Source organism: Weizmannia sp. FSL W8-1119 (assembly GCF_038008605.1).
Classification (GTDB): domain Bacteria; phylum Bacillota; class Bacilli; order Bacillales; family Bacillaceae_C; genus Weizmannia; species Weizmannia coagulans.
Genome location: NZ_JBBOZL010000001.1, coordinates 2729931 through 2746612 on the forward strand (window position 1 = coordinate 2729931; position 16682 = coordinate 2746612).

Consider the following 16682-nt stretch of genomic DNA (forward strand, 5'->3'; position numbering starts at 1 on the left):
AGAACGGAAAAAGACGTTGAGGCGGTGTCCCAACGTCTTTTCTTAGCTTCGCTTTTTGGGAGCTGCCTTCGTTTCCAGCAGCTCCTTTCGGTGAACAACTGTGTTTTTTACAATACTTTGTCCAAAAAGTCCTGTGCCCGGGTTGTTTTCGGGCGCGAAAAGAATTCATCCGGTGTGCTGTCTTCCAAAATTTTTCCGCCGTCAAGAAACAGGACGCGGTCGGCCACTTCGCGGGCAAAGCCCATTTCGTGTGTGACGATGACCATCGTCATGCCGGTTTGGGCAAGGTCTTTCATGACGTTCAGCACTTCTTTGACCATCTCGGGATCAAGTGCGGATGTCGGTTCGTCAAACAGCATCAGTTTCGGTTCCATCGCCAGCGCGCGCGCAATCGCGACACGCTGCTTCTGCCCGCCGGAAAGGCTGTCCGGATATGCGCCTTCTTTTTCCGTCAGGCCGACTTTTGCCAGCAATTCGCGCGCTTTTGCTTCGGCGGTATGGCGGTTCATCTTCTTTACTTTCATCGGCGCGTAAGTCAGATTGTCCAGCACCTTTTTATGCGGAAAAAGATGAAAGTGCTGGAACACCATTCCAATTTCCGAGCGGACTTTCATTACATTCGTTTTTTTATCGGTGATTTCTTCCCCGTCAATCCAAATCCGCCCTTTTGTCGGCTCCTCCAGGAAATTCAGGCAGCGCAGAAAGGTCGATTTGCCGGATCCGGACGGTCCGATGACAACGACGACTTCCCCTTTTCCGACTTCTGTTGTAATATCTTTTAAAACTTCATTATGCCCGAACTGCTTATGGAGATGTTCGACTTTAATCACTGTATTTCATCTTCCTTTCCACTTGTCTGCCAAGCATGGTGAGGATAAAGACAAGCACCCAGTAAATCGCGGCAACAAACAGCAGCGGTTCAAAATTGTGATACGTTTGCGCGCCGACAACCTGGGCACGGCGCATCAAATCGAGATAACCAATGGTCGATACAAGGGCAGACTCTTTTGTCAGGGAAACAAATTCATTCATCAACGCCGGCAAAATATTTTTCATCGCCTGCGGTAAAATCAAGTCTTTCATCATTAAATAATACGGTACGCCGAGCGCCTGGGCAGCTTCGGTCTGGCCTTTGTCGACCGCCTGGATCCCGGCCCGGATGATTTCCGAAACGTAAGCGGCGGAGTTCAGGCCGAATGCGAGAATTGCGGACGGAAACTGCTGAATATCGTAACCGGTCAGCTGCGGGATGGCAAAATAAATGAGCATCAGCTGCACAATAAGCGGCGTGCCCCGGAAAATCGATGTATAAATATCGCCAATCCATTTTAATGTTTTGATATGTGAAATTTTAAAAAGGGCAAAAATCGTGCCGAGCACGAACCCGAAAAGGATCGCAAAGAATACAAATTTTAAAGTTACCCATATTCCTTTTAAAATAAAAGGAATATAAGGCACAATTTGGCTGAAATCCAAATTCATGCCTTACACCTCACTTTGATTATTTTGAAAAAACAGCGCCCTGCTCAGCAAGGCGCCTGCATGCATTACTGTTTGTCAAGTTTCCATTTCTTTCTCAGCTCATCCAGCTTCCCGTTCTTTTCTGCTTTTGCCAGCACTTTGTTGACTTTCACCGTCAATTTGCTGCCTTTTGGCAAAGCAACGGCCATGCCCGGTGAGCTCGAGGTCGGGTCATCAAAGCCAACCAGGTTTTGCTTCTTGATATAACCTTCTGCGACCGATTTATCCAGATAGGCTACTTGAATCCGTTTTGAAAGTAATTCTTCAATTAAGTTTGTGGAATTGTCCAGTTTTTTGACCGTAAAATTGTACTTCCCTTTCAGCTTGTCCGCGCCCTCTTCCTGAATGGTGCCGAGCTGGACGCCGACAGTTTTGCCTTTCAAGTCATTCAGTGTCTTGATAGGGGAACCTTTTAACGTAACGAACATTTCCCCTGAATGATGGTACGGGGTGGAGAAGTCGACGTTTTTGGCGCGTTCTTTCGTTGCGGACATCCCGGAAAGGACCATGTCAACACGATGCGATTGCAGCGCCCCGATCAATCCGTCAAATTTCATATCTTTAATTTCGAGTTTGTATCCCAGTTCTTTTGCAATATAGTTGGCGAGATCCGCGTCAAATCCAATGACTTTTCCTGCTGTGTCCCTTGTTTCAAACGGGGCAAAGTCGGCTGAAGTGCCCATGACGAGCGTTTTTTCTTTTTTCGCGGTGCTTTTGCTGCTGTTCGTTTGGCCGCAAGCTGCCGCAATCACCATTGAAAATACAATTGCGATGCCTAACACGATCTTTTTCACAATGTTTCCCCCTATGAATATATCATTCTTGGTAAGTATCTTTATTCAACAAAATGTATTTTAACACGATGCGCAATGTTTGAAAAGATCCTTATTTTAAAAAGGATTGCCATTTTTCAGCTGCTTACCGGTATTTTTTTAACGGTTTCTGCAAACTCACCTTTTACTTTTTCCAAAAGTTCCCCATTTGTGAGAAGGTCAAATCCGGTCATGGCCAAAGCCAGCGCGCCGCTCGATAAGATCTGATGCGCATTGTCCGTAATCGTCATATCGGCAAATGCTTTTGTATGTGCGACAAGCCCCGGGGCATCCAGGCCAATATACGGGTGGATCGCCGGCACGACATGGCTGACATTGCCCATATCAATGGATCCGTATGAGGTTTTTGGCGGATTGACTTTTTTCACTTTTGTTTGTAAAAGGTTTTCCGTGAACATTTTCGACAATGTCTTGTTGGTGATCATATTGTCATAGCTTAGTTCGTAATTGGATATTTGCACGGCGGCACCGGTCATCATCGCCGCACCCTGTGCGATTCTTTTCACCTTTTCAACCACTTCGTTTAAAACAGCGCGTGCTTTGGCGCGCACATAAAACTGGGCTACCGCCTTATCAGGGACAATGTTTGCGGCAATGCCGCCTTCTTTGATAATGCCGTGGATACGGACATCGGAAGTGACATGCTGGCGGAGCGCATTTACGCCGTTAAACAACTGGATCGCCGCGTCGAGTGCGTTAATGCCGTCTTCCGGATTGGATGCCGCATGGGCTGATTTCCCGCGGAAGTCAAACTGGATCGCGTCCATCGCAAGCGACTCGCCGCTTTCATACGACTCATCGGCCGGGTGGACAATCATCGCGGCATCGATCCCATTGAAAATGCCCTGTTCTGCCATCGCAACTTTCGCGCCGTTCGTTTCTTCCGCCGGTGTTCCGAGCACCACCGCACGGCCGCCGGTTTCATCAATGACTTTGCTTAAAAGCACACCCGCACCTGCGCTCATCGTTCCGATCATATTGTGGCCGCAGCCGTGGCCGACACCCGGAAGCGCATCATATTCGCATAAAAAGGCAACTACCTGTCCCGGTTTTCCGCTGTCATAAACGGCTTTAAAAGCAGTCGGCCTGCCGACAATTCCTTTTTCCACTGCAAAGCCGTGTGACGCAAGGAAGTCCGTGAGCAATTTCATGGACTGGTATTCCTGGTCGCCAAGTTCGGGATGATGATATAAGTAGTCGCTCATTTCCCAAAGCTTGGACTCGATTTGACTCAAATGGTGTCTAAGCTGTTCCTTCATTAGATGGCCCCCTTGTATTGTTCGTGTGCGCCAAAGTTAATATTTATAAATAATATGTTATAAATATACATCACCTTTCCTTATTCGACAAGCCTTTTTTTTAAAAAAATACAAAAAGGCCCCATCTTGCTTCAGATGGAGCCTTCTTCGTCATATAAACTACTGCTATTCATGAAATGTTCCAGCCATATGGTTTGCAAATGCCCCGGTGCTCACCGGCACGGGCACAGCAACCATGCCGGCCGTCGCGGGGGCCGTAGATTTGCTGGATGTCCCGTGGCTTTTTTGCAATATGCGGGCTTCCTTATGCCATCATTTTGCAAATATCATTTGAAAATGCAACCGGGTCTTCAATCTCGAGCCCTTCAATCAGCCGCGCCTGGTTATACAACAGGTTTGTATAAAGCTTGCATTTGTCCTTGTCATGGGCGAACGCCTCTTTTAATGCGTTAAATACATCATGATGGATGTTAATTTCGAGCACTTTATCGGCTTTCACATTTTGCCCGTTCGGCATGGCGCTCAGCACCTTTTCCATTTCAATTGACACTTCGCCGTCCGTGGTGAAGCAGACCGGATGCGATTTTAAGCGGTGCGAGGCGCGGACATCTTTCACTTTTCCGTCCAGTGACTCTTTCATAAATGCAAAGAGATCTTTGTTTTCTTTTTCCTCGGCATCGGTTTCTTTTGTGTCTTCCGTTTCAAAGCCGAGGTCGCCGCTTGACACGGACCTGAATTCTTTTTCCTTATAATTCATGAGCATCTTAATCGCAAATTCATCAATATCTTCCGTAAAATAAAGGATTTCGTATCCTTTATCAAGCACAAGTTCCGTCTGCGGCAATTTTTCAATCCGGTCGATCGACTCGCCGGTTGCGTAATAAATGTATTTTTGGTCTTCCGGCATGCGACTTACGTATTCATCAAGCGTAACAAGCTTTTTCTCTTTTGAAGAATAAAACATCAGGAGATCCTGCAAATCTTCTTTGTGCGCGCCAAATTCATTGTACACACCGAATTTCAGCTGGCGGCCGAATGATTTGAAAAACGCTTCGTACTGCTCGCGGTTCTCTTTCAAAAGGTTTGCCAGTTCGCGTTTGATTTTGCTTTTGATATTTTTCGCAATCAGCTTCAGCTGACGGTCGTGCTGGAGCATTTCCCGCGAAATGTTCAGAGACAAATCTTCGGAATCGACCATCCCTTTGACAAAGCTGAAGTAATCCGGTAAAAGATCCGGGCATTTTTCCATAATCAGGACGCCATTCGCATACAGTTCCAACCCTTTTTCATATTCCGGCGTATAATAATCGAACGGAATTTTTTCCGGAATGTAAAGAATCGCATTGTAACGCACAGTGCCGTCGACTTTGATGTGGATATGCTTAACCGGTTTGTCAAAGCCGTAATGCTTTTCCATATAAAATTGCTCATAATCTTCGTCTGTCAGTTCGTTTTTGTTTTTGCGCCAGATCGGGACCATGCTGTTGAGCGTTTGTTCTTCTTTGACCTCTTCGTACTCATCTTCGCTGCCTTCTTTCAGGCGCCTTTCCGTTACTTCCATTTTAATCGGGTAGCGGATAAAATCAGAATATTTTTTCACGATGGCCCGCAGCCGGTACTCTTCCAGGTACTGATCGTAGTCTTCATCCTCTGTGTTTTCTTTCAGCTTCAATATAATATCCGTGCCGTTGCCGTCTTTTTCGCACGGTTCAATTGAATAGCCTTCCGCGCCTTTCGACTGCCATTTATAAGCCTGATCGCTCCCTGCAGCCTTGGAAATGACGGTAATTTCATCTGCCACCATGAATGCCGAGTAGAAACCGACGCCGAACTGGCCGATGAGGTCATATCCGTCTTTCATTTCATTGTCATTTTTAAACGCAAGTGAACCGCTTTGCGCAATGGTGCCGAGATTTTCTTCCAGTTCCTTCTCTGTCATGCCGATCCCGGTATCGGAAACCGTCAGTGTCCTGTTTTCTTTGTCCGGGGTAATTTTAATGTAGTAGCTGTCTTTATCAAATGTTAAATTTTCATCTGTCAAAGCCTTGTAATAAATTTTATCGATTGCGTCGCTGGCGTTGGATATCAGCTCGCGCAAGAAAATTTCTTTTTGCGTGTAAATCGAGTGGATCATCATGTCGAGAAGCCGTTTGGATTCTGCTTTAAATTCCTTTACCGCCACTTCGATCTCTCCTTTATATGTATAAATGATGGCAATGCCCCTTTAGCACTCCGAACGCAAGAGTGCTAACATCTTATTTTTTAGCACAGCACCGCTTGTTTGTCAATGAAACAGTGGCAGAAATTGTCCTTTCCAACAGGCAGGGGTTGTTCTATAATTAGTAACTGACATCTAAATACGGGCCTGGGCGATGGAAACAGGTGAAATTCCTGTACGGTCCCGCCACTGTGATGGAAAAAATTTTCCTAAGTCAGATCTTTCTCCCAAGCTGTCGGTTTATTTGAAGCCTACGAGGTATAGGCGAAAAATTTTTGCCCTTGTATACCTCTTTTTGTACAGGGTTTTTTTATGGAAAGGAGAGCGGTAATGGTGGGGAAAAAATGGTTCGGGATTCTCTGGGGAATTGTTCTTATTTTTGTGTTATCCTTCCCGTCCGAAAGCTTTGCAGCAGTATCTGTCAGCAAAGACATAAAGAATACGGCATCATATTTTAAATCTTCCGCTTTAAACTCTGATTTTGCAGTAGCCGCACTGGCAAAGGAGAATTTGCTAACAGCCAATGAGATAAAGCAGTACCGGAAAGTTTTAACAGACCGGGTGAATGCCAAAAAGGTAACCGGTACGGAACTCGTTAAGACCATCATCGCTCTAAAAGCGATTGGAGAGGATCCGGAAAACTTTCAAAAGCAGAATTTGATCAAACGCGTATACGATACGGCGGCAGAAAGCTCGGTAACCGGATATGCCTATGATTTAATCGCTTTGAATACGGATGACTATGAGATTCCGAGTGATGCACCAAATACACCTGCTAAAATTGCAGCAAAACTGGTTGATGCGGAACTTCCGGACGGCGGTTGGAGCTGGAGTTCTTCCGCCAAAAATTCGGATGTTGACTCAACCGGCATGGTACTGACCGCACTTGGCACTTATCAGGATAAACATGATATAGATGTGAACCAGGCAATCCGGGACGGCATCAAATACTTGAAGGCAGCAGAAAAAGAAAACGCCAGCTTTGACAACTACGGCATTAATTCGTGCACAACCGCCCAGGCCATCATCGGTCTTGTCTCTGTCGGCGTTGACCCGACAACCCGTGATTTTGTTAAAAAAGGCACGAATCCTATTTCTGCACTCAGCACATATAAAGATTCCAAAAACGGCGGATACAAATGGAAAACGACAAGCGAATCTTCAGACAGCTTTTCAACAGAACAGGTTTTCCAAGCCCTTGTCGCCTATGACCTTTTTCTAAAAGGAGATACCCTGTATAACTTCAGGAATATTAGCAGATCCCATGCCGGCAGTACGGGCGCAACTGATTCGGATGCTGAAGACAAAGATCCAGGCAAAAGTCCCGGTCACAGCCCGGCTGCAGCTCCTCCGAGAGTGGTTGAAAAGCATACGAAAGAAGTCGTAACCAAAACGAACATCATTACGAATACGAAAGACCATACGATTACGCATAACAACACCACTACAAAAACCAATACGGTGGAAAAACCGGCCGCAGCCAAAAAACAAACGCCGGCAAAAACAAAAACAGCTTCAAATGCAAAAAAAGAGGACAAACCTGCAACTGCAGCTGCCCAGGCACCCCCTGCAGAAGATGCGCAGCAAGAGCCGAAAAAAGTCGTCATTACCAAAACAACGGGTGTTTCTCCTGTGCACGGCTGGGTCGGTTCCCTTTCTGCGGGTGCAGGCGTCATCCTGCTAATCATCCGTAAAAAATTTCTGGGGGTATGAGCAGGAATGAAATATAAAAGTATCATTATTGATAGTATTGCCGTTTTATTGATTGCATTCGGCACCTGGTTTTTTATCGACGGTTTCCATTTTGAATCGAAAACCGTTAAAACTTATTCTGAAACAACACAAGTTGCAAACACTTCAGCGAAGGAAAAGGATACGGCAGCAAAAGACAGTACAACCGGAAAGAAAACGGACGCCGCCGGCAGCAACAAAACGGATGAAAAAAGCAATACGGGCGGATCCGAAAGCAATGCGGCGGATTCAGCTGCCCACTCCAAAAATGCTGAAGAAAAGGCTTCTGCAGACAGCAAGACGGATAAAGCACCTGCCACAAATACCAAAACGGCGGTCACAACCAGCACATCAACGAAAACGACAACCGGGGCTTCTTCGTCCGGGTCCGGCAGCAGCCACGCTTCCGGCAACACCGCAGCGCCATCTAAAGCAAAAGCCGAAACGGTTTCCTTAACCGTAAAGGGCTACAAAGGGCCGGTTTTCAGCGGCAAATACAGTTATAAAAGCGGAGACACTGCATTTTCCGCTTTAAAAAAAGCCGCCGCTTCTGAAGGCGTAAGCCTCGATTATTCCGGGTCCGGTGCAACCGTCTATGTAAAGGGCATTAATGGACAGTATGAAGGGGATCAAGGCGGCATGAGCGGCTGGAAATATAAAGTAAACGGAAAAGAGCCAAACGTTTCCGCAGGGTCGTATAAACTAAAAACCGGCGATCAGGTTGTCTGGTTCTATTCTAAATAGGAGATGCATAAAATGGGGAATCAGCCGCTTGAAAAAAGGAAGTCAGCGAAAACCGCTTCACGGCTGACAAGGAGAATGGCGCTTCTTGCCATGCTGGCGGCCCTGAGCGTCGCCGGGCGGATTTTGATGGCATCGGTCCCGAATGTCCAGCCGTGCACCGTGATCATCATTTGCAGTTCTTTTGTTTTCGGCATCCGCTTCGGTTTGGCGCTTGCCTTTTTGACGGTCTTCGGTTCCGACATGTTTCTCGGCATGGGGCTGTTTGCGATCATGCAATTTCTTGCGTGGGGGAGTATCGCGGTGCTTTCCGGCCTGCTCGGCAAGAAAGAGTTATACAAAAAAATCCCGCATCTCGTGTTATGTCTGTATGCAGCTTTTACCGGCTTCCTGTTCGGCTTTATGGTTTCATTAAATTATTTATTTATCGGCGGGCCGTTTGCATTTTGGACATACTACCTCGGCGGGCTGTTGTTTGACAGCTACCATGCCGCGGGAAACTTCTTCTTTTATTTAATTTTAGGGCCGGTTTTAATCAAACTGATTGCAAAAGAAAAAACGCGAATCGAACGCATTTAGCCTAAGGCTGCCTGTTTCACGCAGGCAGCCTTGTTTGGCTGTTGTCTGATATGGAGCACAACAAAAGATGTTGGGTTAACTTAATGGAGAGAATTTAAGTGAACTATTTGAGGTTGGTAATACTTTCGAGTTTATATAATGTTTTAACTGCTATGAGTCTTTCAAGATTCCATTGAATAGCACAATAAACAACAGCACCTCCTTCGTATCCATCAAAGGAAGTGCTGTCCTGTATACTTATCAAAATGATACGTACTGATTACTCATTTCTTCAGTCTGTAATTGATATTCCCGTACAAAAGCCCTGGCCATCTTGGCAACTCCCGCAAAATCATTGTTTTCCGCAGGCTTCAACAAGCTTCCGCCAACGCCAATTATTCTGCAGCCTGCCTTTATCCAATCCCCCATATTATCCAGATTTATGCCGCCTGAAGGCATAATTTCCAGTTGAGGCAAAGGGGCTTTAACATTTTTTACAAAAGCCGGGCCGACAATGTTACTTGGAAACAATTTTATTATTTCCGCACCTGCCTGCATCGCTTCTTTCATTTCATTAACAGTCATACACCCCGGGATATAAGGAATTTGATAAAGATTACATAGCAGGGCAGTTCCCTTATCGAAAGTTGGTGAAACAATAAATTTCGCTCCGGAAAGATGTGCGATTTGAGCAGTCGCGGAATCAAGAACAGTGCCAGCCCCTATCAATATGCCCCGCCGATCTTTATATTTCTCTGTAATTTTTCTTATTGCGATATCCGCGTTAGGGACCGTAAATGTTAATTCAATATTTTTGATACCGCCTTCAATTAAAGCATCTGTAATTGTAATCGCTCGTTCAACGGTATTAGTCCGTAAAACAGCAATAAGCCCATTTTTTTCTAAAGCGCTTAATATATTACCTTTTTTCAAAATGCTCACACCCTTTATCTCTATTAAGAGAACCCAGAATTGCCCTTAATGATTCTTTTACAGTACCGACTTATTTCCAGCTTCTCCCCACTGGTACTGCCTTAAAGGAGAGAATATCCATTTCCAGAGAAAGTTAAGCAGCCTGATCAACTATATTACATTGCCTTAAAAGTCTTCATTCTCTTCATCAGAAGGATCTTTTTCTGACGGCCATACCACCATACTCTGCTGGCCTTCATTTAAAATAGCATTCACTGCCTCATGAATAGGAGTGCCCATCATTCTCTGATTGATCGCTTCAATTAACACTGGCAAGTTAACACCGGTAATAACAAATATTTTTTCCTGCTTTTCAACAGGGAGTGAATGAACGGCTAAGGTAGCCTGATTGTAGGGGCTTGCACCAAAAAGGTCTGTGAAAATCATAACGCCATTATCTTGATCAACTTTATTAATTGCTTCAAGTACTTGTTTATTTAAATCCTGAACATTGTCTCCTTGAAACAAATTCAAGGTTACAATATTGTCTGTCCCGCCTATAATAAGTTCGGCAGCGTCCACTAAACCATCACTCAATTTCCCATGGGTAGCGACAATGATCCCGATCATTTGGATTTCCTCCTTGCGACTTGCTCTAAAAACGCAAACGCATTCTCCATATTACTTTCATTCAGCTTCTTTTTCTTCAAATCATTCCGTGATAATACAAATTGGTTATCCTTTTTATCTCCGCTAATGATATAAACCAGACGTTCATTCTTTAAAGCTAGTGAATCCTCTTGGCCCCCCTGTTTTATGGCGCTGTATTGCCCGGATTTTGGATTTACCAGATAGAGTGGTTTTTCAGCACCAATGCTATCCAGCATGAAAATTTTCGCATGACTGTCATGCATGACTTTTTTCAAACCTGCATTGTTTGTACAACCAGCATCCACAAAAGCAAACGCCAGCCGTTCTGAACGGAAAGAGGCGATACAATTCAAAAGCAATAATATAGAAGAAGTGTTTTGTATTACATTATTTTTTTTAGGCCACCCTCGTGTAATTTTATTCAGGAAATAAAAATACAGGATGTATATCAAAATACATAATACGAACCAAGTTTTCCCTGTTTCTTTTGCTTGGAATATTGGAATGGCTACAAATAAAGTAAATAGCAATCCAACAATAATATATAAAATGGAAGAAAATAAAATGGTTTTTGTTATACTTCTCTTCCTGTTCTCGACATCAAAAAAATGATATGGACTGAACCGGGCTGCTGGCGTATCATAATAAGTACAGAAAATGGTATCCGCTTTTTTTACATTGCCCACATAAAGATTTTTGTATTCGCTTTTATCTTTCTCATTTATTTTAAATATATCAAGCTTGATATCCTTACGAAACGGAAGGATATCAGCAGATAAGCTTTTCAAAAAACGATCCTTCTGTTTTATTGTATAACGCTTATTAAAAATCAAACGATAGCGAACATACCAATCCTGCAAAAGTTCTTGTCGGTTCATCCATATCATTCCTTAATAACGAATTTTATAACTTGAATTTACTTAATACCTCTTTCAAGCTGGTACGGGGAGCTGAGGGCGTTGCTTGAAAATAGATATTTTCAACCCCATATTTTTCGTTTAATTCTTTTAATTTCAGTGCATTTTCTTTATTTAAATAAACAGATTTGGTGACCAGCACGTCTTTTTCAGAATCCTTTTGAGCAATGCCGCCGATATTTAGTTCTTTCATCGGAACCCCATGTTTTACTAACTCATACATGACATCAATGGTTTTGGCAATGAGAATACAGCTATATTCTTTAAAACGATATTCATCCCAATAATACTTACATTTATCCAGGGTCATTACAATTGTTTTTTGACCTGTACGGCTGCCTGCACTCTTATAGAGGTCTTTCATAAATTTATCTTTTGCTACAACATCATCCACTACGAATATGGAGTTAACACCGTTGCGCTTCGATAAGGTGATCATCACTTGTCCATGGATTAGACGTTCATCAACACGAGCCAGATTTACAACACCCATTCATTCTATCCCCTTTGCTAAAAGTTTTTTGTTATAAAATTCTAACAGCCGCAAGTACACCCAATATTACGGTTAGCCAGATTAATGCCCGGGTAACTTTCAACCCCTTCTTCGTATAGTACCAATATACTCCTAATACTACTGCCAGAGGCAACATTCCAGGCAGAATAGAGTTTAATGTTTCTTGTATATTAAACTCGCGCCCGGATAACTCAAACTTCAGAGACGATGAAACTTTTACATAATTTCCGGCCAGAATGCCCATCATGAACAAACCTAAAATTGAAAGCAAGTCAATAATATTTTGAATCCCTGAACTTTGCATCAATGTAGTCGCATTACGGCCTCTTGTAAATCCTTGGCGTGCGAAAAACAAACCAATCAATACCTGGTAGGTAGCAAAGCAAACAAACGGGAAAAGTGCACCCAAGGCACTACCGTGTTGAGCCCAAGGAATGGCAATTGCAATAAAAATGTATTGAATCGTACCTGAGTCAATTGAATCCCCGATACCTGCTAAAGCTCCCATCAACCCGGCCTTCGTATTATACATTAAGTCGTCGGTCATTTTTATTTCTTCACGGTTATACTCTTCTCGGGCACGTTCCTGCTCCATTGAAGACATTAAACCGGTAATGATACCGCCGCCCCAGGTTAACTGCGTGTTAAAGAACAACAGTTGCCTCTTATATGCCGCACGTAAAGCTTCATCATCTTTATACAATTTACGCAGTATTGGCATCATAGCCCATAATAATGAAGCTGCCAGATAACGGTCAAAAGAGTGCGGGATTTCATTCGCAAAATGCCATCTTATATAGGATTTGGATACATCTTTACTTGTAATTTGCTCAGGTTCCAAATTTGAACCTGATGCATTTGGCAGTTTATTTCCTTTGTCCTGCATTTTAAATTCTCCTTTCTTTTAGCCTATTAGAAGTCATCATCATCGTCATCAAAACCGCTTGCATCATTTGCATTTGTTGAAGCCGTTCTATTATTCGAACTTTTAGCAAGCACGAATATCGCAGCGATTAATGCGCCCAGGATTGCATATGTTACCATTGTGATTTTTAAACTTGCAAAAATAACACTCATAAAAAAGGCTAATAGGAAGAAGACAATATATTCCCGGCGCCCGATGACATAAATCGTTGTCGCAATACCAATTGCTGCTAAACCGCCTCCAATGACTTCAAGGATATGAAATACGACAGTTCCTTCCAAAGCTTTAATAACATCAGCGATAACAGGAGCGCCAAAATACAATGCAATAAAGACCAACGGAACAAACAGGATAAAGGACGCTATAACAGGATAAAGAACAATACTGCGAGTAATTGCACCATCATCCAACTTTTCTACAGCCCTATCAGTTATTTTGCCTAAAAAAGTATTAATGAAAAAGCGGAATTGATATAAATATGCACCTAACAACCCAACAGGTACTGCTACCGCGATGGCTGCTTCCGGCTTTAGATTACCTAATATTGCAACCGGAACAGCGATGGCTGCTGCAATTGAGGGCTCTGAAGGCATTGTCCCCCCAGGAGAAAAAACCCCCATATAGATCAACTGAATGGCTGCGGTGATGATCATTGCTTCTGCTACATGCCCCATTACTATCCCTACAACTAAACCTGTCATTAATGGGGAAAAGCGTAATGTTAATGTTGCCCCTCCTAAAAACGCGCGCGACATTATGGCTGCTACCCAAAGCGCTATGATCAAACTTTGCCAAAATGTTAATGTTTCCACGCTTTGCAACCCCCTTATTTATTAATATAATTCTCCAAATTGATTAACGCTTCCGTTAAAACGTTTTCATTTATTTCAATTGGAAGCAAGTGTACTTTTTGTTTGCTATTAACAAATTGAATAATGTCTTTCAATAAACTTTCAGACATAGGGTATACGCCCATTTCCGTTAAAGACTTCGGTAAATTCAATTTCTCATAAAACGGAGTTAATTCATCAATGACTTTCCACTTTCCTTCCAATGCCAATTGATAAAATATGCCATACGCTACTTTTTCTCCATGTAAATATTTATGCACTTCCGGTATATAGGCAGAGATCGCGTCATGGATTGCGTGTGCTGCAGTATTGCGTGCATATTTATCACCCAATCCCCCAACCAAACCGGAAATGGCTATAATAATTTCTGAAACATGCGTGAATTCATCGGAGATTGTTTTATTTTTCATATCTTCAATCGCCTTCATGGACTCATTTAAAATCGTATCTTTGCACATCCGTGCTGTATACCGTGCCAGCTGTGGAAAAGGTTCTCTGCTAAATTTGTCTTGTTCCAAAATCAAATCAGATTCATACCATTTCGCCATAGTATCTGCAATGCCAGCAATAAAATATTTTACGGGCGAATCAATGACAAGTGCTGGATCCATAACAAGAAATGCAGCTTGGCGTTTCACATGCTCCGTTTTCCCTTCTGCTAAGCCGTTGTCTTTATACATAACAGAAAGTGGCGTCCATGCCGCACAATTGCTGGCTAAAGTGGGGACTAAGCCAAATGGGGTACTTGTTAAATGACTGGTGAGCAGCACCAAATCACTTAGTTTTCCTCCCCCGACGCCTATTACAAAATCAATATCATTTTCCCGGATGATTTCTGCAATCCGGTGGCTCTCATTATAACTGCATTCGCCATGGTATTGTTCATAAATAATTTTTTTATCTAAACCCATTACCTTTTTCATAAAGGGTTTTGCTTTTTCCCAAGATACCGTCCCATGGACAATCATGATGTTTTTAGCTTGATATTCCTGGAGTATCTCAGGTATAATATCTATTGCACCCTCGCTATATCGATAGAATTGAGGGCCAACTTTCACATTTAAATCCTGGATCATTTTAAAAACCTCCTACTTTAAATAGCAACTAACCGGTTGTACAGAACGGTTCGGGAGGATTCCTTTTGCCATCATTTCACAGTCCGTAACACACTTATCCCCCATACCTCTCAGACATTCCATTGTATATGCAGAAGTATGCGGCGTCATGATAACGTTATCAAAGTTTAAATAAGGATGGTCCGATCTGCCGGGTTCATCTTCCAATACGTCTGTTGCAAAACCAGCCACTTTCCCATCTTGCAATGCTTTTACCATCGCTTCTTCTTTAATTAATGCCCCCCTGGCAGTATTCGATATATAGACATGATCTTTCATCCTGGCAAATTCTTTTTCGGATAACATATGATAATTATCCTTGTTAAGACTTGCACATATACTAATGATTTCAGCTCTTTCCAACAGCTCATTCAGTTCAACTTTTTTAACACCAAATGCCGCCAGGTCTTGCTTAGTTTTATAAGGGTCATATCCTAGTACTTCACACCGGAATCCATAATAGAATATTTCGGCAACACGGCTGCCTATGTTTCCTACTCCAATGACCCCGGCTGTTTTGCCACTGATCTCATGGCCAATAAAATTTGCCCGTTCTTCCCATTTATCTTTTATAACTTTTTGATGCGCTTTATTTGTTTGCCGCATCACATTTAGTAAGTTCGTAACATTATTCTCTGCAACTGCATCACGTTCCGTTAAAGGCGGTACAATGGAAACAACTGTATTATGTTCTCTTGCAGCCTCAAGATCGATATTATTAAAGCCGATCCCATGTCGTGTAATTAACTTCAACTCATCTTTGTACTCAAAAAATTCTTTTGTAAAAAAGGGCGTTATACTTGCGATGATCATATTGAAGTCTTTTAACTCTTTCGCCAGTGTTTTCCCATCAATTTCACTATCAAAATGAAATCTTTCAACCTCCCCTAACTGACGCAATCTTTCCATATGATCCGGAAAAATCTTTCCAAAACTGCTTGAATTTACGATTGCAATTTTATTTTTTTCACCCATAATGACTACTCCTTAGTGTTCAACTATTTTGTGTCCTCCAAATTGATGCCGAATTGTTGATACAACTTTTGCAGAGAAACTATCTTCAATTTTTGAAGCGTTCCGTACGAACAATGAACTTGCAATAACCGGAGCAGGAATATTCAAATCAAGCGCTTCTTCTACAGTCCATTTTCCTTCACCGCTTGCGTCAATAATCCCGCGCAAATGATCCAGCTTTGGATCCTCTTTAAAACTTTTTTCCGCCAATTCCATCAGCCAGGAGCGAACCACAGAACCATGGTTCCAGACTGAAGCAACCTTTTCAAAATCGTAATCATACTGGCTTGCATGCAAAACATCGAATCCTTCTCCGATAGCCTGTAACATGCCATACTCAATCCCGTTATGAATCATTTTTAAATAATGGCCGCTCCCTGGTTTGCCTGTATAGGTATAACCCTTTTCACATGCCAATTTAGAAAAAATTTCTTCAACTTGATCAAAAATTTCTTTTTTTCCGCCGACCATCAAGCATGCACCGTATCTGGCCCCTTCTATGCCCCCGGACGTTCCGCAATCGAGGAACCCGATTCCTTTTTCTTGAGCCAATTCGAAGTTTTTGACACTATCTTTGTAATAGGAATTCCCCGCATCTATTATAATGTCCCCGGGGTTTAGTTTGTCTAAAAGCGTTTTTACTAATGTGTTCGTAATGTTGCCCGCAGGTGTACTTAACATAACAATTTTTTTCTCTTCTAAAACATTTAATAACGCATCAAGTGAATCTTGAACAGGCAAGTTTTCCTCGTAAGCTTTTTTTCTAACACTCTCTGAAGCATCATATCCTGCAACATTCACCGATTTTTCCTGCAAATTCAGCAGCATGTTCCATCCCATTTTGCCTAACCCTATCATGCCTACTTTCATCAGACCAACCTCCATTGATCAATTTACTCGGCGAAAAACAAAACCAGCTTCC

At 42.9% G+C, this 16682-nt stretch carries 17 protein-coding genes and 1 riboswitch; of the genes, 3 read left to right on the forward strand and 14 right to left on the reverse strand.

Going from position 1 to position 16682, the window contains the following annotated elements; translation table 11 throughout:
* Positions 1 to 107: 107 nt before the first annotated feature.
* The 5 genes from NSQ19_RS13365 to htpG form a co-directional block, all read right to left on the reverse strand.
* The gene (locus NSQ19_RS13365) at positions 108 to 830 is read right to left on the reverse strand and encodes an amino acid ABC transporter ATP-binding protein (protein ID WP_019721589.1); all 723 of its coding nucleotides are present in this window, start codon (positions 828 to 830) and stop codon (positions 108 to 110) included.
* A complete protein-coding gene (locus NSQ19_RS13370; RefSeq protein WP_029141871.1) occupies positions 823 to 1482 on the reverse strand; it encodes an amino acid ABC transporter permease in 660 nt (219 codons plus the stop codon). Before NSQ19_RS13370 ends, NSQ19_RS13365 begins: the two co-directional genes overlap by 8 nt.
* A 65-nt stretch (positions 1483 to 1547) precedes the next feature.
* A complete protein-coding gene (locus NSQ19_RS13375; RefSeq protein ID WP_340703009.1) occupies positions 1548 to 2315 on the reverse strand; it encodes an ABC transporter substrate-binding protein in 768 nt (255 codons plus the stop codon).
* 116 nt (positions 2316 to 2431) lie between these two features.
* Positions 2432 to 3613 (reverse strand): M20 family metallopeptidase, encoded by a 1182-nt coding sequence (locus NSQ19_RS13380; RefSeq protein ID WP_340703010.1) that lies wholly within the window; start codon positions 3611 to 3613, stop codon positions 2432 to 2434.
* A 304-nt stretch (positions 3614 to 3917) separates the two neighbouring features.
* Entirely contained in the window at positions 3918 to 5795 is a 1878-nt protein-coding gene (gene htpG / locus NSQ19_RS13385) for a molecular chaperone HtpG (RefSeq protein ID WP_207369281.1), read from the reverse strand.
* Positions 5796 to 5960: 165 nt separating this feature from the next.
* A riboswitch (adenosylcobalamin (AdoCbl) riboswitch) is annotated at positions 5961 to 6108 on the forward strand.
* A gap of 53 nt (positions 6109 to 6161) precedes the next feature.
* Between htpG and NSQ19_RS13390 the strand changes: the two genes are divergently transcribed.
* Genes NSQ19_RS13390 through NSQ19_RS13400 form a run of 3 tightly spaced genes read left to right on the forward strand, consistent with a single transcriptional unit; the run spans position 6162 to position 8882 of the window.
* Positions 6162 to 7544 carry a terpene cyclase gene (locus NSQ19_RS13390; protein ID WP_340703011.1) on the forward strand — a complete coding sequence of 461 codons (1383 nt, stop codon included), beginning with the start codon at positions 6162 to 6164 and terminating at the stop codon, positions 7542 to 7544.
* Positions 7545 to 7550: 6 nt separating this feature from the next.
* Positions 7551 to 8306: a DUF4430 domain-containing protein gene (locus NSQ19_RS13395; protein WP_340703012.1), complete on the forward strand. Its 756-nt coding sequence runs from the start codon at positions 7551 to 7553 to the stop codon at positions 8304 to 8306.
* Positions 8307 to 8318: 12 nt separating this feature from the next.
* Positions 8319 to 8882, forward strand: coding sequence for an ECF transporter S component (locus tag NSQ19_RS13400; protein WP_328013698.1), 564 nt, complete (start codon positions 8319 to 8321; stop codon positions 8880 to 8882).
* 240 nt (positions 8883 to 9122) lie between these two features.
* Here NSQ19_RS13400 and NSQ19_RS13405 read toward each other — a convergent pair whose 3' ends face one another.
* From NSQ19_RS13405 to gnd, 9 genes are all read right to left on the reverse strand, one after another.
* Positions 9123 to 9794, reverse strand: coding sequence for a bifunctional 2-keto-4-hydroxyglutarate aldolase/2-keto-3-deoxy-6-phosphogluconate aldolase (locus tag NSQ19_RS13405; protein WP_340703013.1), 672 nt, complete (start codon positions 9792 to 9794; stop codon positions 9123 to 9125).
* A 165-nt stretch (positions 9795 to 9959) separates the two neighbouring features.
* A complete protein-coding gene (locus tag NSQ19_RS13410; protein WP_340703014.1) occupies positions 9960 to 10403 on the reverse strand; it encodes a PTS sugar transporter subunit IIA in 444 nt (147 codons plus the stop codon).
* Positions 10400 to 11302 carry a hypothetical protein gene (locus tag NSQ19_RS13415; RefSeq protein ID WP_340703015.1) on the reverse strand — a complete coding sequence of 301 codons (903 nt, stop codon included), beginning with the start codon at positions 11300 to 11302 and terminating at the stop codon, positions 10400 to 10402. Before NSQ19_RS13415 ends, NSQ19_RS13410 begins: the two co-directional genes overlap by 4 nt.
* A 25-nt stretch (positions 11303 to 11327) precedes the next feature.
* On the reverse strand, positions 11328 to 11834 hold the full coding sequence (locus tag NSQ19_RS13420; protein ID WP_340703016.1) for a PTS system mannose/fructose/N-acetylgalactosamine-transporter subunit IIB: 507 nt from the start codon (positions 11832 to 11834) through the stop codon (positions 11328 to 11330).
* A gap of 31 nt (positions 11835 to 11865) precedes the next feature.
* Complete coding sequence (locus NSQ19_RS13425; RefSeq protein WP_340703017.1) at positions 11866 to 12741, reverse strand: PTS system mannose/fructose/sorbose family transporter subunit IID; 876 nt, start codon at positions 12739 to 12741, stop codon at positions 11866 to 11868.
* Between the two features lie 26 nt (positions 12742 to 12767).
* A complete protein-coding gene (locus NSQ19_RS13430) occupies positions 12768 to 13592 on the reverse strand; it encodes a PTS mannose/fructose/sorbose/N-acetylgalactosamine transporter subunit IIC (protein WP_340703018.1) in 825 nt (274 codons plus the stop codon).
* Between the two features lie 14 nt (positions 13593 to 13606).
* Positions 13607 to 14707: an iron-containing alcohol dehydrogenase family protein gene (locus NSQ19_RS13435; RefSeq protein WP_340703019.1), complete on the reverse strand. Its 1101-nt coding sequence runs from the start codon at positions 14705 to 14707 to the stop codon at positions 13607 to 13609.
* Positions 14708 to 14719: 12 nt separating this feature from the next.
* Positions 14720 to 15721 carry a D-isomer specific 2-hydroxyacid dehydrogenase family protein gene (locus NSQ19_RS13440; protein WP_340703020.1) on the reverse strand — a complete coding sequence of 334 codons (1002 nt, stop codon included), beginning with the start codon at positions 15719 to 15721 and terminating at the stop codon, positions 14720 to 14722.
* Between the two features lie 12 nt (positions 15722 to 15733).
* Positions 15734 to 16630: a phosphogluconate dehydrogenase (NAD(+)-dependent, decarboxylating) gene (gene gnd, locus NSQ19_RS13445; protein WP_340703021.1), complete on the reverse strand. Its 897-nt coding sequence runs from the start codon at positions 16628 to 16630 to the stop codon at positions 15734 to 15736.
* Positions 16631 to 16682 lie beyond the last annotated feature (52 nt).